We start from the raw sequence: 20,294 nt of genomic DNA, 5'->3' as shown, positions 1-20,294 counted from the left end.
CCCGGCTTCGGCAATGAGAAACTTTGCCTTCGGGCGAGACCGATTGGTGCAGTGCGCCGCTCCTCCTCCAGCTTTACCGGGCAGGGGAGCGACCCGCGGCGGCGTACGGCTAGCCCGCCTGCTCCTCCTCGCGGATCACTGCTTCGGTCACGAGTCTTGGCGGCCTTCCGCTTCTAGAATCTAAGCCGTCCGCTCGGAGCTGCGTTTTCATCATGGTGATGCGCTTGTGACGGGTGCTTTGATGATCCAGTGGGCGGTGAGGCCGCCCGGGTACATGCCACCGGCGGCGGTCTGGGAGGATTCGGAGTGGCAGTGCATGGGGTAGGCCCAGTCTTCCTTCCGGGTAAGCCAGACCTGGTCGACAGCGTCCGGCGGCCGCTTGATCGGGACGATGGAGTCTTTGGTTTCCATCCCCCTCACCTTGATGACGTCTTCCCACTGCTGGATGCAGACGTATCCTCGTTCATCCACGAAGCCCTCGGTGCGGCCCCAGTCCTCGTTGTTTGAGCGCACGGTCCACAGGTGGTTGCCGTGGAAGTGCATCTGGTGGAAGACAATCCCGCAGTTGACGATGCGGACCAGTTGCCCGCCGCGCAGTGAGCCGATGGTCGAGCCTTCGGCGAACTCCCGGGCGTCGAACTGCCGTGGGTATCCCGAGATGGTGGTCTCCTCATCGGAGGCCCGGTTCAACGCCTCGTTGCGGGTCATGCCCATGGACTCGTAGCCGCTGCGGCCGTTAAGCGTGAAGTAGCGCGGCACGGCCTTCTGCCGGACCGGGTCCACGGTGCCGCCCTTGGCCTCGATGTTGGCCCATACCGGATCGATGGCGTGGCAGAGCCAGACCCACTGGCGTTCGAATTCGGCGGCGTCAGGCGAGATGCACCAGGCGTCCGACGGGTCCATGACAACCAGCGCTCCGTACAGGCCCAGGGTCCGTTCCACCGGCTGGTTGCCTGGATCGCTGTAAATGTAGACCCCGGGGTCCGGCGCTTTCAGTTCCAGCGTGCCGACCTTGCCAGGAGCGATCTTGCCCGTGCTGACATTTTCGCCGTCGTCGCCTGCCTTGTGGATGGCCAGCTCGTGGTCCTTGGCCAGCCGGTTGTGCACGCGCAGCGTGATCGTGCTGCCTGTTTCGGCAACGATCACCCGCTCGGGCATGAAGCTGCCCCAGTGGGCCCTGCGGACGTAATATTGGCCGGGATTATGCGGATCCGGCGCCAGCGGCGTCGGCGTTCCGCGTGGCGGTTCCGGCGCCCCAACCGGGTAGATCCGGCTGTCCACCCAGGTGTCGTCCTTCAGGAAGACCTTGGGCTTGATGGTAAGGCTGGGATTGGCGTCGTTCTTCTCGGTGGGGCGGTCGCCGAACCCTCGGAAGTAGACCAGCGAGTCATCCACCATCTTGAGGTAGCCCTCGTTGATGTAGACGTCCAGCACTTCCCGGTCCGATTCCAGCAGCTCCGTGTCCTCCGCTTCATCAGTCGTCTCGTCGGTGGGCTCCAGATCCTCAGCCTCATCGGTCGCCTTGTCAGCCGGCTCCAGGTCCTCAGCCTCTTCGGTAGCCACGCCGGTCGCGGCACCTGGCGCTAGATCGGTGGGCTCGGGTGCCTCAGCCTCTTCGGTCGGCGTCGAGGTCCGCGCATGGGCCGGCTGCGCACCGGCCAGTGCCAGCGCGCCGAGCCCCGCGGCAGCCCCGTACTTCACAAAGCTCCAGCGGCTCACCGGCGCGTCCTCGCCGAGGCGGGTCCCGGCGTCGTCGTTGTGCTGAACGTTGTTTTCGAACTCATTCATGGCCGTGCTCCAACCAACCGGGCTCGCATAGCGTTACGGGTGCTAGGCAGGCCCTTACTAGTCCTCCAAATATCGTGCGCGTCAGGCCGTTTGGAACCCCGGTTCCTTCGGTCTCAGACCCGACAGTACGTTCCCCAACTACTGTCATCATTTCCGTACCCCAATTACGTATGGATGGTGATTGTGACAGCTTGCAGCGGCGACCTTGTAGAAAAGTTTGGAAGCGGAGCAAAAATGAACCTGCTTTCGGGCCATTGTTGCTTGAGGCCGTTGCTCCTTCAGAGCATTATCATCGCGCCCTCTCAGAGGTATACTGTGCCAACCGAATAGGGCAGGAGAGTATCTCCGTCGGTATTCCTGCCGGAGGCCGTGAGCAGAGTGTGCAGGTCGGCCTGACGATGACCAGGACTGCCCTGACTGGGGCGGCTAGCCGAGCAACATGGACTCCCCGTGGTCCGTGTTCTCCTGGTTTCCCGTCACGCGGATCAGCTGGTCAAGGTGGGGTGAGGCTCTACGGCTGGCTGTAACGGCAGGGCTCATTGCAAGGGCACGAAATTTTGTCCAGCAATGCTTCGTACGGCCGGCTACGAATTCTCATTGAGGATGCGCAGGCGCTCCTGGTATTCCTCGGTACTTAGTTTCCCCCGCGCATACCGCTCCTCCAGAATGCCCCGGGCACGTGTAGCTTCTCCGCTCCTGCGGCTGCCTCGGTTGGGGCCGGCGGACAGGGCACGTACCAGGAAAACGATGAGCAGGACCAGGCCCGTGAGCAACAGAAGGCCGAAGATCCACATCCACGCCATGCCGAATCCCATAAAGTCCATCATTGCGGGTCTCTCCTTTCAGGGTTGTTTTGGGCCGGATCCGTCTTGCGGCGGCCGGCAGCGTCGTTTGTACTGCTTATGTGTTTCCGGCTTTCTTCGCGTTCCATCGTGTTCCCGTCTTCGGCGGGCTGGCCGGGAAGATATACGCTCCGTGGCGGCCCTGCTTTCCGCTGCTCCCGCCCGAGGGCGATAAAGGCAGCGATGGAGAAGATGAAGACCAGGATGCTGGTCCATATGTTGAGGCGGAGGCCCAGCACGAGTTCGGCGTCGTCGATGCGCATCGCCTCTATCCAGACGCGTCCGAGCGTGTAGTAGGCGGCGTAAAGCCAGAAGAGACGGCCGCCGCGGAATCCGAAACGCCGGTCCAGCAACAGGAGAATGCCGACCCCGAGCAGGTTCCACAGGGACTCATAAAGGAACGTGGGGTGGAAGAGGGTACCTGCTGGCAGGCCGGCAGGATAGTCCGGGTTGCCGGGGTCGATTTGAAGTCCCCAGGGCAGTGTTGTCGGGCCTCCGTACAGCTCCTGGTTGAACCAGTTTCCCCAGCGGCCGATGGCCTGGGCGAGCAGGAGCCCGGGTGCGGCCGCGTCCATGAAGGAGGTGAGGCGTACTCCGGAGCGGCGGCAGCCGATCCATGCCCCGAGCAGTCCCAGGGCGACGGCGCCCCAGATCCCCAGGCCGCCGCGCCAGATCTGGGGGATCAGGGACAGGTCGCCGTTGGGGCCGAAATAGGCGTCCGGTGACGAAACGACATGGTAGAGGCGGCCGCCGATGATGCCGAACGGGATGGCCCACACAACGATGTCCCATACGGCGTCTTGCGGTCCTCCGCGTTGTTTCCAGCGGGCGGAGGTCAGCCACAGGCCGGCGGCAATTCCGGTCAGGATGCACAGTGCGTAGGCATGTATGGTCAGGGGCCCGATGGTGAAGCCGGTCCAGTCCGGGCTCGGGATGCCCGCGGTTAAGGCAGGGCCAATGGCTGGTTTCATGGTCTAGCTTCCTCTGGTAAATGCATTTCTCGCAGCCTTGCTGTTGGCGCTCGTTTCGTTCTTGCCTGCCTGTGGAAGCAGTGAATTCCTTAGCCGGAGCCAAACCTCCGGCCATATGTACTAATCTACATAGTAGCTAGTTAAAGGTGTTTTCGCGGACAACAGCAGCAGCGGCAGTCCGGTTCAGGGCGGGCGCACTGTGGATGGAGAAGCAGAAATGGATACGCTCGATTTAGCCGTCATTGCCGCCGGTATCGCTTTGATAGGATTCCTCGCCTGGTACTTTTTCCGGCCCCGGAAAGCGACGCGCGCCGAGGTTTCCGGCGGCGTCCAGACGGTCGACATTGCGGTGCGCGGCGGATACACACCGGATCTGGTGCATGTGACGGCAGGTACCCCGGTCAGGCTGCGGTTCAACCGGCAGGACAACAGTGACTGCACCAGCCGGGTCGTCTTTCCCGACCTGCGCAAAAGCGCATCGCTGGCGGCGTTCGGCACCACGACGGTTGACCTGGTCATTGACGAGCCCGGAGAGTATCCCTGGGCCTGCGGGATGAACATGCTGCACGGCCGCCTGGTCGCCGAACCTGCCGGAACTGCACCGGCCGATACCGGCCGGGAGGAAGAAGCCGAAACGGCCCGCGCCGTCGGCGTCGGACCCCGGCTCGAGGCCAACCAACCCCGTGAACGCGCCGAGTTCATGCTCCCCGGCGCGCTGCGCAGCATGCTGATCGACACCGTGAAAGCCGAATCCCGGCTGCAGCGTATCGACGGCGTCGAATCAGCGGAGATCAATTTCGGCGCCGAACGTGCCGTGCTGGTATACGACCCGGAGCGCGCGGGCACCAACGAGCTCGAAAAAGCCGTCACCGACGTTACCGGCTTCCCCGCCCGCCTGCGCCCCGAGCCGGGGAGCGAACCGACCGAGGAGGCCGAAGCGGAAGCCCAGCACCAGGAGGTGCGGGACCTCAAATGGCGCGTGGCGCTCGGAACCGTGTTGACGGTTCCGGTGCTCTACGCGGCCATGGTTTCGCACTTCATCGGCAGCCGGTTCGTCCCGGATTTCCTGGAAAACCCGTATACGCAGCTGGTGCTGACCCTGCCGGTGATGTTCATTGTCGGCTGGCCGATCCACCGCATCGGCTGGCGCGCCCTGGCCAACCGCTCGGCGGAAATGAACAGCCTGATCGCCCTGGGAACCGCGGCCGCTTTCGGATACAGCCTGGCAGTGACCTTCTTCCCCGGGGTGTTTCCCGAAGAGGTCCGCGAGGTCTACTACGAGGTCGTCAGTTTCATCGTGACGGTCATCCTGCTGGGCCGCCTGGTGGAAGCCCGCGCACGTTCCGGCACGGGCGAGGCCATCCGCGCGCTCCTGGCCCTGACCCCGGCCACCGCCAGGGTGCTCAGGGACGGACAGGAAGTCGAAGTCGACGCCAACGAAGTGCAGGCCGGAGACAAAATCCGCGTACGCCCGGGGGAGAAGATTCCCGTCGACGGGGAAATCATCGAGGGACGGTCCACCATAGATGAATCAATGATCACCGGCGAAAGCGTCCCGGTCAGCAAAGGCGCCGGCGACCCGGTCACCGGGGCCACGGTGAACACGACCGGGGCATTCACCATGCGCGCTACCCGTGTCGGTGCCGAAACCGCCCTGGCGCAGATCATCAAGCTCGTCCAGGAAGCCCAGAGCTCGAAGGCACCCATCCAGCGCCTCGTCGATACCGTTGCCGGATACTTTGTGCCCGCGGTCGTCTTCATAGCCGTCATCGCCTTCGTCGTCTGGTTTGTCGTCGGTCCGGCCCTGACCCTGGCCGTGGTCGCGGCGGTGAGCGTTCTGATCATCGCCTGCCCGTGTGCGCTGGGCCTGGCCACACCCCTGTCGATCATGGTTGCCACCGGCAAGGGGGCCTCCATGGGCGTGCTGGTCAAGAGCGCCGAAGCTCTTGAATCCGCGCACAAGGCCGATACCGTGGTGCTGGATAAGACGGGCACGATCACCAGGGGCGAGCCGTCCCTGACCGATCTGGTTCCGGCTGCGGGCCAGGACCCGGACGAACTGCTGCGTCTCGTCGCTTCGGCAGAAGCCGACAGCGAACACCCGCTGGCCGCGGCCATCGTCCGGAACGCGCAGGAAAAAGGGCTGCGGCTCTCACCCGTGAGCGCCTTCGACTCCGTCACCGGCAAGGGAGTGAGGGCCAGTGTCGACGGCCGGGAGGTGCTGATCGGCAACATCCGCCTGCTCTCCGACGCGGCAATCGAAACCGGGCAGTTCGGCGAGCAGGCCGCCCGGCTCTCGGAAGAGGGCAAGACCCCCATGTATGTTGCCGTGGACGGGCAGGCGGCCGGCCTGGTGGCGGTCGCCGATACGCTCAAACCCAGCTCCCGCGCCGCGGTGGCCGCCCTCCACCGGCTCGGCGTCGAGGTCGTCATGATCACCGGGGACAACGCCGCCACCGCCCGTGCCGTAGCCGGCCAGGTAGGCATTGACCGGGTCCTGGCCGATGTCCTGCCCGAACACAAGGCAGCGGAGATCCGCACCCTGCAGGACCAGGGCAAACTTGTGGCCATGGTCGGCGACGGCATCAACGATGCACCCGCACTGGCCCAGGCCGACGTCGGCATCGCCATCGGCACCGGCACCGATGTTGCAATCGAAGCCGCCGACATCACCCTGATGTCGGGGGACCTGCAGGCCTTGGTCACGGCGGTCGCCCTGTCCAAGGCCACCATGCGCAACATCCGGCAGAACCTCTTCCTCGCCTTCGGCTACAACACCGCCGCCATCCCGATCGCCGCGGGACTGCTCTACCCGGCCACCGGAGCCCTGCTCTCGCCCATGATCGCCGCCGCCGCCATGGCCGTTTCAAGCATCAGCGTCGTTGTCAACGCCAGCCGGCTGCACCGCTTCGCCCCGGAACCGGCCGAAGAACCCGGCGACGCCGGAACGGTACCGGTGCCGGCCCAGGTGAAGGCTTCCGGAGCCGGCCGCTGACCTTCGCGGGGTGGGGCTGCAGCAGGAGGCCTGCCGGCGGGAACCATTGCAGCCTGCCACCCGTTCAACTACTATGAAACATAGTAGATTGGAAAGGTGATCATGATTTCTGCAACTTTCGCGGGACTTGCCGCAACAGCCGCTGTGCTGGCCGCAGGAGCTGCCGTGTCCGTACCGGTGGCCGATACCGCTCCGCCTTCATCCCCGGACGTATCCGAAATGAACGGGGCCGGCATGGCGCGCATGCACGAACTGATGATGGACGAGAATCCGGGCATGGCGCGCATGCACGAACAGATGATGGACGAGAATCCGGGCATGGCGCGCATGCACGAACAGATGATGGACGAAACCGGCCCGGCGGGGCCCCCGGCCGGCCGCACCGAAGGGAAATGACGATGGCTGAAGCGTTCTATGCCCTGGCACTGCTTGCCTGCCCCGTGGGGATGGGTCTGATGATGTGGTTCATGATGCGGGGGGCAAAGAATGCTGCCCCGGACACGGCGGCGTCCCCGGACGAGATCCGCAGGTTGCGGGCGGAAGTTGAAAGCCTTCGCGGTTCCCGGCAGGAACCCGGCGTCACCGGGCATGATTCGGCCGGGGTTCGCTAGTGGAAACCTTGTTTGCCGCCGCGCTTTTGCTGGTATCGGTGGCCGCGATGTATTTCCTGTGCCTGCGGCCCATGCGACGGGGCAACTGTTCACTTGCGGCCCTCTCAGGGGCGGCATCCAAACCTCAAGGGCCGGCAGGCAGCGCCTCGGAGGCAGAGCTGCTTCGGGAGGAAATCGCAGAGCTGCGCAGGACTTCCAACGAACGTGAGAGCGCCGGGAAGCCGACGGGACCCTAACTACGGGCCGCTCCCTCCGGGCATGCCTGCGCCGCCGGCAGGCAACCAAGGGCCGCCATGTCTTTATGGCTTGCAACGGCGGCGGTCGGGCATGAAAAATCATGCGCAATGCCGGCAGCGGGTACGGCAGCCAGGAGGACCGGTCCGGCAAGCAGGACGGCCGCGGCCAACGCAATGGCCGCCCTGCGCCCGGGGCCCAGGGGATTTAACGGTGCCGCCAGACGGCGTACGCGCATGAGTGCGCTCTGGCCTCCGGCCCCCAGCGCGGAGGCGGGCGCCGCGCCGCCCTCAGCCAGACGGACCAGGGCAGAAGCAACCGTAAGCCGCGGATAGTGGCGCACAGCGGTGTCATCGGCCTGCAGCTCAATGAGCCGGGCGAGTTCAAAGCGGGCGGCGCGAAACGCGGGAACGCGGGGAAACGCCTGCTCCAGGGCCTCCGCGCCGGCCATGACCAGATCGTGCCGGCCGCGCAGATGCGCCCGCTCGTGGGCCAGTACTGCGCTGAGCTGCTCCTCGTCCAGGACGTCCAGTGCCGCCGTGGTCAGGACAATCTGCCGTCCGCGGCCGGGCAGGCAGTACGCGGCTGCGACCGGGTGGTCCACAACGAGTACGCCATACCGGTCATTCCGGCGGGCGACCAGCGCCAGCGCCCGAAGCTGCTCCAGCCTGCTGCTCCTGGCTGAGACCATGCATCTGGCGAGGCAGAAGCCGTAGCGTGCCAGGACACTCACGGCCAGAATCGCGCCCGTGATTCCTGCCGCGGCTCCGCCAGGAGTCGAATACTGTGCCTTAAGGAGCATCAGGCAGGACTGCAGGAACTCGGCAATATTGGCTGTTGCAGGCAGTGTCGGTACGGCCAGCGCTGCTCCAGCGAGCAGTGCCGAGAGCAACACGGAACCGCTCAGGGCCTGCCAGGCGAAAATGCCCATCCGCGGCGATCTGGTGAGCCAGTCGCCTCGCCGAAGCAGCCGCGGCCCCAAGACGGCAGCAACTGTGGCAAAAACGACCAGGACAACCGGGACAGTCATGACGTTGCGGCTTCGCCGTTCCCGGCCTGATCCAGTGCCCGACGCAGCTCGGCAACTTCATCGGCGGGCATCTGTTCAAGGAAATGCAGCAGTGTCGCGGTACGGTCGCTGCCGGAGGCCAGCACGTTCTGCATATACTCGGCAGCGTGCTGCTCGCGTGTCCGGGCAGCCCGGTACCGGTAAGCCCGGCCCTCTTTCTGGCGCACCAGCAGGCCTTTGGTATGGAGGTTGTCCATCACCGTCATGACCGTTGTATACGCGATAGTGCGCTCCTGCTGCAGAGCATCGAGCACCTCGCGGACCGAAACGGCAGCATCTGCAGACCACACGCGCTCCATCACCGCAGCTTCCAGCTGTCCCAGCTGACGCACCACAACCACCTTCTACCCCGGGCTTGGCTTTTATTCCTACCTTACATAGTAGCTGGCATGACAGCCGGTCACGAAAACCCGTACGTGAATTTACCGCGCTGATCTTGAGGTTCAGCTAGCAGGGAATCGACTTTCCACTTGTTTCATCGGCTCCTGCCCGCAGTAATCATGACGCTTGCACGGCCTGCATACCCTCCGCACGAGGCTTCTACAGGCAGCGCAGATACTGGTGGGGACTGTAAGAAGAACGGTGTGTGATGGCCCGGCCTAATCCGAAAGGAGACGGGCGTGTCAGAGTTCACGACCGAGATGACAGAGGCGATGATCGATCCCGTGACGGGAGAGATCATCGATCAGAAGGAGCTCGCCGAGCAGTTGCTCGCGCAGGCCAAGGAACAGGGCGTGAGCCTGGTGGGCCCCGGCGGTCTGCTGAACCAGCTCACGAAAAACGTGCTCGAGACTGCGCTGGAAGCGGAACTGACCGAGCACCTCGGCCACGAGCACGGCGAGACTCCGATCGCGGCCAACATGCGCAATGGCACCCGATCCAAGACCGTATTGACCGAGATCGGGCCGGTGGAGATCGAGGTGCCGCGGGACCGTGAGGGATCCTTCGAGCCGGTGATCGTGCCCAAGCGGAAACGGCGCTTGGACGGAATCGATCAGATCGTGCTCTCCCTGAGCGCCCGGGGTTTGACGACCGGGGAGATCGCTGCGCACTTCGAGGAGGTTTACGGGGCCAAGGTCTCCAAGGACACCATCAGCCGGATTACGGAGAAGGTCGCCGGTGAGCTGGCTGAGTGGTCCGCCCGCCCGCTGGATCCGATCTACCCGGTGATCTTCGTCGATGCGATCGTGGTCAAGGTCCGCGACGGCCAGGTACGCAACACCCCGTTCTACGTCGTCATGGGCGTGACCACCAATGGGGAGCGGGAAATCCTGGGCATCTGGGCCGGCGACGGCGCCGAAGGCGCCCGGTTCTGGCTGCAGGTCTTCTCCGAGCTGAAGAACCGGGGTGTGGAAGACGTGCTCATCGCCGTCTGCGACGGGCTCAAAGGGCTGCCGGAGGCGATCACGACCACCTGGGAGCGAACGGTGGTGCAGCAGTGCATTGTGCACCTGATCCGCAACAGCTTCCGCTACGCCGGCCGGCAGCACCGCGACGGGATCGTCAAGGCGCTCAAGCCGGTCTACACCGCACCCAGTGAGCAGGCCGCGAAGGACAGGTTCGACGAATTCAAAGCCGAGTGGGGCCAACGGTATCCAGCCATCGTGCAGCTCTGGGAATCCGCATGGGCGGAGTTTGTGCCGTTCCTGGAGTACGACGTGGAGATCCGGCGGGTGATCTGCACGACGAACGCGATCGAGTCGATCAATGCCCGCTACCGGCGGGCGGTGAGGGCGCGCGGGCACTTCCCCAACGAGGCCGCTGCTCTGAAATGCCTCTACCTGGTCACCAGGTCTCTTGACCCTACCGGCGGAGGCCGGGCACGCTGGGTGATGAGGTGGAAGCCTGCGCTCAACGCGTTCGCGATCACCTTCGCGGGTCGGTTCGAGAGAACCTCCAACTAATGAATACCGCCGGACCCCACACACCGTCTATCGGACAGTCCCTACTGGTGGGATTACATCTACAAATTCACCACCTGTAACGTGCTCATGGCGGTGTTCCTCGGGGGAAGGATTGCGTCAGGATGATTATGGCCGGCGGGGCGGTGACACTACTCATGTCCGGTGTAGATGTATGTGCGGGTGACCTGGTGGTGGGGCGCGGCGAGCGTTTCGGAGAGGATTCTGCCGTCATCGGCCAGCGTGAGTTCGAAGTAGGCGTTTTCGGCGGGGTAGGCCAGCGCGAGGCGCCGGTGGCCGTCCTCGTCCGGCAACCGGTTGGTCCAAGGTGCCGTCCCTGACCCGTAAAGGGCCCGGTCAAGGAACCTCGGGCCTTCAACCTGCAGGGACGCGGGGGCCCCCAGACCCTGGGTGGTGTCGCTGGTCACGACTTCGTGCACCGTGAATTCCGGGATTTGCGCCATCGTCGAAACGACTTCCGTGAGAAGCTCCGGGGCAGGCGATGCGGGCCAGGCGACCGTGATGCCGGCGCGGCCGCCGGTCCAGCCTTCGGCCGTAGCGGTCAGCGTCAGCCGGCTGGACCCGTTTTCCCAGGTGGCGGCGCTGACGTAGCATCCGGTGCCGCAGCCGCGCATGTCCAGCTCCTGCGTCCTGCCGGAAGGGCCCGCCAATGCCCCGCTCAAGCTGTACTGCTGATCGGTGCCGCCGGTGCCGTCCGGTGTTTGCGGCGCCGTCAGCTGCACCACGAGCTGGCCTTCGCTGGCCGTCGCCGTGATGCCCACATTGCCGGCCAGTGCCCCCGTGATGACTGCCGGTCCCGTGGCCGGCGGCGGAAAAGCCAGCGCTGCGTCCTTGGTCCCCGGCATCGGCAGCACCGTCAGCAGCGCCGAAAGGCCCAGGAGCACCAGCAGCGCCACCGCTTCCATCCGGGCCGGGCGGATAATCTTTACCCCCGCTGCCCGGCGGCGGAGCCGCCGCCGTGCCAGTAAAGCCAGTGCGGCGACGGCGGCGACAAGGAGAAGTTTGATGGCCAGAGCGCGCCCGTAATCCGTGGTGGCGATTTCATCCAGCGGCACCAGGAGCAACGCCGAAACGGTTCCGGTCACGGCGACAGCGGCAAAGAGCCACACAGCCAGGCCCGCATAGGCCGCAAAGACTGTGCGGATACCCCGCGGTGCGTGCCGCCGCGCTGCAGCAGCACGCAGGGCATAAACCAGCGTTCCCGCCCACGCCGCCGCGGCGGCCAGATGGACCACAGACAGCGGAATACCGAGAACAGGATTCACCAGCTGCGGATGTGCCCGCAGGGCCTCGCCCGCGACCACCATGAACAGGCCAGGCCACAACCAGGCGCGGCGGGACACGAATTCGGCTGCCACAGCCAAAGCGAACCCGCCGGCGGTGACCAACGCCAGAATCCCGGGACGTGAAGAAAACAAGGCTTCCGGATCCGGACTGAGGACACCTCGAGCAAGGGAACCGTTGCCTGCCAACACCAGGGCCAGGCCTGCCGCCGCGGCCAAACCCGACAGCAGCACCGGCAGCATCCAGGTACGCGGCCCGGCGCCCGGTTCGCGCCGCAACAGGCGGGCCTGAACCAGTTCGCCGAGGCCCAGGGCCAGGCCGGCAAAAACGATCCACCGCAAACCTGCCGTGATCCAGAATCCCCGCGTCTGCGTGGACTGCCCGGGATCGAGTGAAGCTGCGGCCGGACCCACAGCGAAGCGATAGCTACCGCCCATCACGTCCCCGTCACGGGCTGTGATCTGCCATTCCACTACATAAACACCCGGTGCCATCACGCCGTCGACCGGCACTTCCACGGCCCGGCCTTCATGGCTAAGTGTTGCCGGGCCCATGGCGATACCTGCATCGCCGCCCGACACTTCAACCACCGTGCCGCCGGCAGATACCGGCTCATCGAACAGAAGGGTCAGGGCCTGCGGGGCGTCGGCAACGGCGGCACCGGCTGCCGGAGCGGTAAAGAGAAGATTGGCATGGGCAGAAGCCGGACCGGCCCCGCCCAGCAACGCAATGCCAGCCAGCGCTGCAATGACCAACAGTCGCCAGCCGCTGCGGGCCGCGGAGCCCAGGCGCGAATGCCAAGCAGAATCTCCGGGAATACTGCCTCCCTTGCCAGCGTCCAATACGGTGCCGGCTGGCTGCGGCAGGAGCCCCACCTGCTGGTGATCCGTCAAAAGTTCTCTCCATAATCGTCGGCGCAGGCATCTGGAGGCCAGCTTCAGCATCAGGCACTCCAAGCTCGGCTCCAGTACTTACGGCGCTAAGAGTCCCGCGTAGCCGGGGTCGGAGATGCAACTCGAACCGAGCGTCAATACTAACAAACATAGTAGTGCCTGGACTTGGCGAGACCTTAGAGAGGACGCGTCATATTGGTCGGCATCGGCATGGAGATACCTGTTGCTGGTCATTTGGTGTGGTGCGCTGATGCCTGCCGGTAACAGTTGGACGGTAAGCATATGGAGCTCAACAGGAATAAGGTCTCTGGGCCGACGGAACATAGCGTGACGCTCCATCCCGCAAACCGCTGGGCTCCCGCGAATTGACTGCCATGCGGCAACAAGCGCGGAATTTTTTTAAGTCCGGCGTTGCCGTTCGAGATAAGGCTCGCGCCGCGGCCAATCGTCTCCGGTGGCACACCAGCAGCGGCTTGCGGAGCAGGAGAGCCCGGGAGCACTAACCTGCGGGGCTGCATCTCCGAACTGACTCATCAAGGCATATGGCAGTGGGGGCGAGGGCGCCGGCCGCGGGGCCAGGGGCGGCAGGGGGAACTGGCGCGAGTTTGCGGCAGTTCCCCCTGCCCGGGTGAAACTTTGCCGCCCTAAACCAGACTTGTCCAAGACCGGCCCTCGTCGGTGCTGGCGTAAACACTGGCGTTAGTGCCGTTGCGGACGGCGGCGAAGAGCGTCTTCCCGTCGGGGGAGAAGGTGGTGGCGGTAGTACCCTCAGGTGCCGTCAAAGGGGCCCAGGTTTCTCCGCCATCACTACTGATGGCGCTTTCGGCCATACCTGAAACCACCAACCGCGCGGTGTTGGTAGGGTCCCATGTGACGGCCATCGGCCCACCGGGTCCGCCCAGGCCTTCCCACGTGCGGCCACCATCGTTACTGGTAACGAGGCCGTTGGCCATATCCGTCGCGATCAGTCGCTGGGGGTCGGCTGGGTCCACCAAAATGACTCCCATAAAAGACTGACCAATCTCAGTGTTACGGGTCGTCCAGTTCTTCCCGCCGTCGTCGCTGACCTGTAGCCCACCCTCTGCCGTGCTGGCGTAGAAGATTTCACCCGAGCCGCCAAGGCCATGCACATCATCGAGCGCTCCTCCACCGCTGACTTTCGCGAAGGAGGTGCCGTCGGTGGACCGGTAAAGGCCGGGGTGGCCACCGATGAGCGTGACTTCCCCTGTTGCCGCCGCCCCCATCGGGTCGGCCCCTTTAAGTGATGGCAGTTGTGTCCAGGTGACACCACCATCGGTCGAAACAGCCCCGCCGTCGTGGCCGCCCACGTAAAGCCGGCCCTCGAGCGAGGTCAGTATGTGCAGATCTCCGCCAACGTAGGGACTGGTTGCAGCCCCTGATGCTTCTGTAGCAGCATCTTTCCCGCCGGTGGCCGCAAATAGACCGATACCACCGCCGACGGCGATAACAGCAGCGGCTACTGCTGCCGCTACCCGCCGGCGCCGGCCAGCACTGTCTTTCTTTTGCTTCTCTGCTGGTGCTGCGGGCGTACGGGACGTGTCGTTCACGATTTGATCCTTAGTCATTGATGCGGCTGTGGGTGGAAGCAACAGGCGCTGCTGTGGAAGTTAGCCGAGCAGGGGTGAGTGATGTGGTTGCAAATAGTGGCCCCCGGGTTCCGGAGGCGACCAGTCGGCGCGGCTAGATAAGGCGACGATGCCTCCGGAGACAGACCCATGGGGATCAGTTCCGGCATTAGTCGGATTGATTGGTAGGTGGCTCCGCGCAGGGCTGCCGCTGCTTTCACGGAGGAGCGGGATTTTACCCCTTCACCTGATACTCCCGGATGTGCCGTTTTCCCGCCATCGTGCTCGGGCTTGACGCATCGTGCGGAGGCAGAAGTAGTCGTGGTCAGCGGCAGGAACAGGACCGTTGTGTGCGAAGCATGCAGGGTTCGCTCACCGGGAACCAATGCCCGTTGAGGGCGAGGCCAGAGCGGTCTGCCCGGTGTCCCGCCCGCCTGCCCCTTGCTGGTCCACTTCGGCGCGCAGCTTTATTAATTCGGCCTCAATGGCAGGCGGGGGAGGCGGCGCCGTCGGCGAATTGTGCTTCCTGCTGTGCAGCATGAACCACACCATCAAGCCCATGCCAACCGGGCATGCAGTACGGCCAACGCAAGCAGCGCTTCATTTATCGGGCTCCTCCTTCGTCTTCGGCGGTCGGGTACAGAGGGTGTTCCGCCCTCGGAGTGATCGTCCATACATTTGTCCGTGCATGTCAGCCATGCCGGGGGCTTATCTACTAAGCTATATAGTAATTCAGGGACTATGCATCCGCAACTGCGGGTCGGCTTGGGCGGGAGATGGTAAAGAGTCGGCAGCAGAAAATGCTGGTTTCCGTTTATCACTGCCACGACCACCAGGCATGCCATTACTGGAGACGGGGCATCCCCTTGAACATCAGCCGCAGCAGCCAGCTCATGCGCGAAACGGGCAGGTCCGCGCCAGCCGTCGGCCAGCTGGTAGGCGAGCTCCGCCGTACAGAGGAGAAGCCGGCGGGCGAAGACCACTTAGTAGCTTATGCGGAACCACTCTCACTTCTTAGAACTGGAACACCCAGATGATGTGGAGAAAGAGTCCTCGTTAGTAGGCCGGACGTCATTGCTGGTCCAGAAGCCGGTGTCGAACCCGCGTACACGGTCAGATTTGGCACGCCCGCTGTTCGAAGCATCCCTCTCGTGTGTGAGGTCGGCCTATTTCTTCGCGAGCAGTTTGGCTCCGTCGGGTCGCAGTTCCCCTGTAGGTGATACATGCCGGTACAGGGTCTGCCTGGTAATCCCCAGCTCGTCGCAGAGGTCTGCGACTTTGGTGTCGGGCTGTCCCATGGATGACATGGCCAGCCGGACTTTCGCGGGCGTCATTTTGAAGGGCCTTCCGCCTTTTCGTCCGCGAGCACGCGCCGACGCGAGGCCGGCGAGGGTGCGTTCGGAGATGAGTTCGCGTTCGAACTCGGCCAGGGCGGCGAAGATCCCGAACACGAGTTTCCCGGACGCGGTGGTGGTGTCGATGGCGGCGCCCTGTCCGGTGAGAACTTTGAGTCCGATGCCGCGTTGGGTGAGGTCGTGGACGACGTTGACCAGGTGGCGTAGGTCGCGGCCGAGCCGATCGAGTTTCCATACCATTAGGGTGTCACCGTCCCGGAGCGCTTTGAGGCAGGCCGCCAGTTGCGGCCGGTCGTCGCGTTTGCCGGACGCCTTGTCCTCATACAGCTGGCCGGAGTCGACGCCGGCGGCAAGCAGAGCATCGCGCTGCAGGTCACTCGTCTGTGATCCATCGGTTTTCGAAACCCGCATGTAGCCGACCAGCATCCGGTTGCTCTCCATCATTTATACGGCCGTTTAGGTGACACTGGTGTTCGACCTGACATACCTGCAAAAAACCGTCACTTTACCCGTTGCTTATTCTACGTTTTTCAAACCCTTCAAGGGGCCCCCTATGTGACACTGCGCTGGGGGGCGTTCGTCTGGTTCCCGTTCCCGTCGCGAAGCGCCGGCCCGTGCGAGGCGATGTTCCGGTCATCGTTGCCGTAGCGGTAGTCCGCCCGCCTGCCCGACAGCAGGCGTTGACAGCCAGCGCGGTATTGTCGCAGCGGACACGTGGAGAAAATGTTCCGCCGTGTAGTGGCGGTCCTGGGCAAGGGGGCGGCCAGTATGAGTTGTGTTCGGGCATGTCCTTGACTCTGCCACTGACCGTGGCGACGATATGGGGAACGCACTACGGCGACACTTGCCTCCAACCTTCCGCACCCGATCCCAAGGAAAACGAGGGCAACATGATTCCAAGCCTTGTGACGCTTGACAGTTCGATCCCTTTTCTCCGCGAAGGCTACAGTTTCATCTCCTCCCGCTGCGACAAGCTCGGTACTGACGCCTTCCGGACCCGGATAGCAGGGCGACAAGTTATCTGCATGCGCGGAGCAGAGGCAGCGGCTCTGCTGTATACGAGCGGACAGTTCACGCGACAGGGCGCATTGCCGCCGAACACCCTTCGCCTGCTCCAGGACAAAGGCAGCGTCCAGATGCTCGATGACGGTCACCACCGCCACCGCAAGGCCATGTTTATGGATCTCATGTCTGAGGACTCCGTCAGCCGTCTCAAGGACATTTTCGAGGGCGCCTGGCTGGACCGGGCTCAAGAGTGGCAGGAACCGGTGATCCTGCATGATGAGGTGCGGCTCATTCTTACCCGGGCTGCCTGTCAATGGGCGGGTGTGCCGGTTTCCGACCGCGGCGCCGAGACCTTGGCCCGCGAGCTCAGCCGTATGATCGACAAAGCAGCCTCCTTGGGCCCGGGCAACTGGTGGGCTCAGTTGCGCCGGAACCGGACGGAAAAGTGGGCCACCGAGCTGGTCGAGCGGATCCGTTCGGGCACGGTGAAGACACCAGCGGGATGCCCGGCCTCCCAGATCGCAGGCCACAGGGATGTCGACGGCGATCTTCTGACTGCCAAGGTCGCAGCTGTGGAGCTGATCAATCTGCTGCGTCCGACGGTGGCTGTGGGCCGCTTTATTGTGTTCGCTGCACTGGCACTGGCGGAATATCCCCGCTGGCGCTCAAAGATTGTTTCGTCCGGACCTGATGAGCTGGAGGCGTTTGCGCAGGAAGTCAGGCGGTTTTACCCGTTCTTCCCGGCTGTGGGCGGAGTCGCCCGCGAAGAAGCCGTCTGGAGGGACAACAGGCTGCCGGCCGGAACCTGGGTCCTGTTCGACCTGTACGGCACCAACCGCGACGGCCGGGTCTGGGCGGATCCGCATGCATTTACTCCCGACCGTTTCCGGAACCAGGAGATCACTCCGCATGCCTTGGTGCCCCAAGGCGCCGGGGACGCCGGGAGCACGCATCGCTGCCCGGGGGAGCGCATCACGCTGGAGTTGGTGAAGGCGGCAGCACTCCTGCTGTCTACTACTGACTGCCATGTGCCGGTCCAGGATCTGGGTATCAGCCTTCGCCGGATACCCGCTTTACCCGGCAGCGGCTTCGTCCTCATGCCGCGGGCCCCGCTACGGGCAGGGTGAGTTCCCGCGGCGCCGGCGGGGAGGCCTTTGGGGGATGGCAGCATAAGGTGCGGACAGCTGGGTCCATCGTCGTGTTTCAGTCGTCGGCGTTGTCCTCGACAAGTTCGCCTTCCCAGGCTTCCCCGCCTTCGTAGACGGCGAAGGCGGCAATGATGAAGCCCGCCACCGGGTCGAGCCATGCGGACTATTCGAGAACGCAGTGACTATCATCCGTCCGACGGTTGTCCTCATGCGCGAAGACGAGTTGATCGTCCTCTTCGCCTCGTCCGTACAGCCTTTCCTCGAAGAAGCCGCCATCTTACCCTGACCGTAATTTAAACAGCCCGCAGCCCCGCCGAACCACGCGGTGCTTGGCAAAGAGAGGACACGTGATGAAGTCAGATACGGACAAGAACCAGGCAAACCGCGGGCAGGGCAAAGGAGGAGGGATGAAGATGAGCTATTGGCGTTTCGGCGCGATGATCGCCACCGCCACCGTCGTGATGTACGGGCTCATGTTCATCGACACCTACGCGCTGGAACACTTGCGGTGGAGCAAGAGCCGGATGTACATGGCGATCACGATGGGCGGCGTGATGGCCCTGGTTATGCTCGGCTGGATGATGAACATGTACCGGAACCGGAAGGTGAACATAGCCATCGTGGGGGTGGCTTTGCTCGTACTCGCGACCTCCATCAGCCTCGATCGCATCCAGGCCACCATCGACGACACCGCGTTCATGAACTCAATGATCCCCCACCACTCCATGGCGATCCTGCGGTCGGAACGGGCCGGGATCGAGGACTACCGGGTGTGCGAGCTGGCAGTTGCCATCAGTGAGGCCCAACGGCGGGAAATCAGCGAGATGGAATGGCTCGTCAACGACATTGCGGAGAACGGGCCGGCGGAAACCGCCGACGAGGCTGAAAACCGACAGGTACCGGAGTACGAGGTGAGTGCGCTCAGGAACTGCCAGGGCGTTTCATCTGCACTGAGTTTGCCCTAGTACGGCCACAGGATCACGCCGCAGAACGTCTGCCTACCCTAGCCCTTGCCGCATGATCGTCGGCGTTCAGTCAACGGTCAGGGAACGTTGCTCTGCCGCACATAAGGTGCCGATAGTGTGGAAACCGCCTCATAGGTGCTAGTGAACAGGGGCACCGGCCATGGCCAGGAGTAACTCCCAATCTCCTAGTCCGGTCGGTGCCCGGTCATTTAAGCATCGGGACGGCAGCTGTCTTTCTTAGCCTGCATGCGAACGAAAAAGCAGAGCCTCAGTCCGTTTCCTACGCTTCTTCCACACGGATTAGCGGACCTAGATTGCCATGAATGCCGCGCTTCGCCAACCGGAATGCTTCATCCCTTCATCAGCATTACATGCCTCGGTAACCGGGCCTTGGTGCGCGTCCGTTTTGCGTTGTTACCAATTCGTTATGTAGGGTGGCAATCACGTCGGCGCTTCCTGGGCCGGCCCCCTCGGAATGGCTTTGCCTAACTCTGCCACCGTTCCGAGTCCGTTCGCCAAACAGATGGCAGAGGCGGGGGACCCACGTTTACCGGGCTCCCTCCAGAGCCCTTGGGGTTAAGCCGCAGTGCACCACGGAGCGATTTTCCGAGGTGGAACGCGGCCGGGTGACTCCCATCCGAACCCGACAGCTTACCTCGCAGGCATTGGGAGAGGCTACAACCTTGTTCAAAAACAATCACGCACGCCACCGTGCCACCCCGGTCCACAGCAACCCGTTCAGCGGAGTTTCGAAGGCCGTTTCGTCCCACGCAGGTACCGTTGGCCGCAGTGCCGCAGTTGTCACCGCTGCCGGTGGCCTGATGCTCGGCGCCGGCCTGCCCGCCAACGCTGCCGCAGAAGTGGATTCCAGTAACTTCGCCGCATCGACCCAAGCTGAAACCGTTGCCACTCCGGCATCCGCTCCTGCCTCCTCTGATGAGGGCGCTGCAACCCACACCGTCAAGGCCGGCGACACCCTCGGCAACATTGCCGCGCAGCACGGCGTCGACCTGAACGAGCTCTTCGCGGCCAACGGCCTCGACTGGACGTCGATCATCTACCCCGGTGACATCATCCAGCTCCCCGGTGCCGCGCAGGCGCCGGCTGCCCAGGCCCCGGCCCAGGCCGCACCGGCAGAGACTGCTCCGGCCCCCGCTCCGGCCCCGGCAGAAGCGCCGGCACCGGCCGAGCCGAAGGAAGAAGCCTTCACGGTTGCTGCAGCAAGCGCCAACATTGAACCGGCCGCCAGCACTTCCAGCATCGCCGATGTCGCCAAGTCCATGGTGGATTCTCCGTATGTCTACGGCGGAACTTCACCGAGCACCGGGTGGGACTGCTCCGGCTTCACGAAATGGGTCTACGCCCAGGCAGGCATCGACCTTCCCCGGACCAGCCAGCAGCAAATCGCGGCCATGACGCCGACCAGCAACCCGCAGCCGGGCGACCTGGTATCCCAGAACGGTGGAGGCCACATCGGTATCTACCTTGGCGACGGCAAGATGGTCAGCGCCCTGAATCCGGGCGATGGCACTTTGGTCCACCCGATCAGCTGGATGCCGGTAGACGGTTACTACACCGTCCGGTAAATCCCCGCAGCCGTGCATCTGCGGCAGCCATAGAAGTATG

Annotated in this window: 15 protein-coding genes and 1 riboswitch; of the genes, 7 read left to right on the top strand and 8 right to left on the bottom strand. The window is 63.9% G+C overall.

Going from position 1 to position 20,294, the window contains the following annotated elements:
- Positions 1–210 precede the first annotated feature (210 nt).
- The 3 genes from AC20117_RS20685 to lgt form a co-directional block, all read right to left on the bottom strand.
- On the bottom strand, positions 211–1,788 hold the full coding sequence (locus tag AC20117_RS20685; RefSeq protein ID WP_074701896.1) for a multicopper oxidase domain-containing protein: 1,578 nt from the start codon (positions 1,786–1,788) through the stop codon (positions 211–213).
- 584 nt (positions 1,789–2,372) lie between these two features.
- Complete coding sequence (locus AC20117_RS20680) at positions 2,373–2,615, bottom strand: SHOCT domain-containing protein (RefSeq protein WP_074701897.1); 243 nt, start codon at positions 2,613–2,615, stop codon at positions 2,373–2,375.
- On the bottom strand, positions 2,612–3,601 hold the full coding sequence (gene lgt, locus AC20117_RS20675; RefSeq protein ID WP_083339827.1) for a prolipoprotein diacylglyceryl transferase: 990 nt from the start codon (positions 3,599–3,601) through the stop codon (positions 2,612–2,614). Before lgt ends, AC20117_RS20680 begins: the two co-directional genes overlap by 4 nt.
- A gap of 217 nt (positions 3,602–3,818) precedes the next feature.
- Here lgt and AC20117_RS20670 point away from each other — a divergent pair, with 217 nt between their 5' ends.
- From AC20117_RS20670 to AC20117_RS20660, 3 genes are all read left to right on the top strand, one after another.
- Positions 3,819–6,596: a heavy metal translocating P-type ATPase gene (locus AC20117_RS20670; RefSeq protein ID WP_083339828.1), complete on the top strand. Its 2,778-nt coding sequence runs from the start codon at positions 3,819–3,821 to the stop codon at positions 6,594–6,596.
- Positions 6,597–6,698: 102 nt separating this feature from the next.
- Entirely contained in the window at positions 6,699–6,992 is a 294-nt protein-coding gene (locus AC20117_RS20665; RefSeq protein WP_074701899.1) for a hypothetical protein, read from the top strand.
- A 2-nt stretch (positions 6,993–6,994) separates the two neighbouring features.
- Positions 6,995–7,207 (top strand): hypothetical protein, encoded by a 213-nt coding sequence (locus AC20117_RS20660; protein WP_074701900.1) that lies wholly within the window; start codon positions 6,995–6,997, stop codon positions 7,205–7,207.
- A gap of 232 nt (positions 7,208–7,439) precedes the next feature.
- On the opposite strand, the gene AC20117_RS20655 is transcribed toward AC20117_RS20660, so the two are convergent.
- Together AC20117_RS20655 and AC20117_RS20650 are read right to left on the bottom strand one after the other, a co-directional pair.
- Positions 7,440–8,471, bottom strand: coding sequence for a M56 family metallopeptidase (locus AC20117_RS20655; protein WP_074701902.1), 1,032 nt, complete (start codon positions 8,469–8,471; stop codon positions 7,440–7,442).
- The gene (locus AC20117_RS20650; RefSeq protein WP_074703359.1) at positions 8,468–8,842 is read right to left on the bottom strand and encodes a BlaI/MecI/CopY family transcriptional regulator; all 375 of its coding nucleotides are present in this window, start codon (positions 8,840–8,842) and stop codon (positions 8,468–8,470) included. Before AC20117_RS20650 ends, AC20117_RS20655 begins: the two co-directional genes overlap by 4 nt.
- Before the next feature lie 321 nt (positions 8,843–9,163).
- Here AC20117_RS20650 and AC20117_RS20645 point away from each other — a divergent pair, with 321 nt between their 5' ends.
- Positions 9,164–10,414, top strand: coding sequence for an IS256 family transposase (locus tag AC20117_RS20645; protein ID WP_418202253.1), 1,251 nt, complete (start codon positions 9,164–9,166; stop codon positions 10,412–10,414).
- 149 nt (positions 10,415–10,563) lie between these two features.
- Here the strand turns inward: AC20117_RS20645 and AC20117_RS24155 are convergent, their stop codons facing one another.
- From AC20117_RS24155 to AC20117_RS20625, 3 genes are all read right to left on the bottom strand, one after another.
- A complete protein-coding gene (locus AC20117_RS24155; RefSeq protein WP_158300496.1) occupies positions 10,564–12,609 on the bottom strand; it encodes a copper resistance CopC/CopD family protein in 2,046 nt (681 codons plus the stop codon).
- Between the two features lie 644 nt (positions 12,610–13,253).
- Positions 13,254–14,177 (bottom strand): WD40/YVTN/BNR-like repeat-containing protein, encoded by a 924-nt coding sequence (locus AC20117_RS23435; protein ID WP_158300495.1) that lies wholly within the window; start codon positions 14,175–14,177, stop codon positions 13,254–13,256.
- Between the two features lie 1,184 nt (positions 14,178–15,361).
- Positions 15,362–15,976: a recombinase family protein gene (locus AC20117_RS20625; RefSeq protein WP_074701905.1), complete on the bottom strand. Its 615-nt coding sequence runs from the start codon at positions 15,974–15,976 to the stop codon at positions 15,362–15,364.
- Positions 15,977–16,575: 599 nt separating this feature from the next.
- Between AC20117_RS20625 and AC20117_RS20620 the strand changes: the two genes are divergently transcribed.
- The 3 genes from AC20117_RS20620 to AC20117_RS20605 all read left to right on the top strand — a co-directional run bounded on the left by AC20117_RS20620 (position 16,576) and on the right by AC20117_RS20605 (position 20,254).
- A complete protein-coding gene (locus AC20117_RS20620) occupies positions 16,576–17,682 on the top strand; it encodes a cytochrome P450 (protein ID WP_211482314.1) in 1,107 nt (368 codons plus the stop codon).
- A 428-nt stretch (positions 17,683–18,110) separates the two neighbouring features.
- Entirely contained in the window at positions 18,111–18,668 is a 558-nt protein-coding gene (locus tag AC20117_RS20610; protein WP_074701908.1) for a DUF305 domain-containing protein, read from the top strand.
- A gap of 503 nt (positions 18,669–19,171) precedes the next feature.
- Positions 19,172–19,347: riboswitch (cyclic di-AMP (ydaO/yuaA leader) on the top strand.
- A gap of 4 nt (positions 19,348–19,351) precedes the next feature.
- Positions 19,352–20,254 carry a C40 family peptidase gene (locus tag AC20117_RS20605; RefSeq protein WP_074703361.1) on the top strand — a complete coding sequence of 301 codons (903 nt, stop codon included), beginning with the start codon at positions 19,352–19,354 and terminating at the stop codon, positions 20,252–20,254.
- The last annotated feature ends 40 nt before the right edge of the window (positions 20,255–20,294 follow it).

This window comes from Arthrobacter crystallopoietes (assembly GCF_002849715.1).
GTDB classification, from domain to species: Bacteria; Actinomycetota; Actinomycetes; order Actinomycetales; family Micrococcaceae; genus Crystallibacter; species Crystallibacter crystallopoietes.
Note: the sequence above shows the minus strand (reverse complement) of the source record. Positions and strands in the feature narration are given on the sequence as shown.

Excerpts from the sequence above, each read along its gene's own strand:
- AC20117_RS20665 (WP_074701899.1), top strand. The coding sequence starts at position 6,699 with ATGATTTCTGCAACTTTCGCGGGACTTGCCGCAACAGCCGCTGTGCTG.
- AC20117_RS20620 (WP_211482314.1), top strand. The coding sequence starts at position 16,576 with ATGCGCGGAGCAGAGGCAGCGGCTCTGCTGTATACGAGCGGACAGTTC.
- AC20117_RS20660 (WP_074701900.1), top strand. The coding sequence starts at position 6,995 with ATGGCTGAAGCGTTCTATGCCCTGGCACTGCTTGCCTGCCCCGTGGGG.
- AC20117_RS20610 (WP_074701908.1), top strand. The coding sequence starts at position 18,111 with ATGAAGATGAGCTATTGGCGTTTCGGCGCGATGATCGCCACCGCCACC.
- lgt (WP_083339827.1), bottom strand. The coding sequence starts at position 3,601 with ATGAAACCAGCCATTGGCCCTGCCTTAACCGCGGGCATCCCGAGCCCG.
- AC20117_RS20685 (WP_074701896.1), bottom strand. The coding sequence starts at position 1,788 with ATGAATGAGTTCGAAAACAACGTTCAGCACAACGACGACGCCGGGACC.
- AC20117_RS20655 (WP_074701902.1), bottom strand. The coding sequence starts at position 8,471 with ATGACTGTCCCGGTTGTCCTGGTCGTTTTTGCCACAGTTGCTGCCGTC.
- AC20117_RS20625 (WP_074701905.1), bottom strand. The coding sequence starts at position 15,976 with ATGCTGGTCGGCTACATGCGGGTTTCGAAAACCGATGGATCACAGACG.
- AC20117_RS20645 (WP_418202253.1), top strand. The coding sequence starts at position 9,164 with ATGATCGATCCCGTGACGGGAGAGATCATCGATCAGAAGGAGCTCGCC.
- AC20117_RS20680 (WP_074701897.1), bottom strand. The coding sequence starts at position 2,615 with ATGATGGACTTTATGGGATTCGGCATGGCGTGGATGTGGATCTTCGGC.
- AC20117_RS20670 (WP_083339828.1), top strand. The coding sequence starts at position 3,819 with ATGGATACGCTCGATTTAGCCGTCATTGCCGCCGGTATCGCTTTGATA.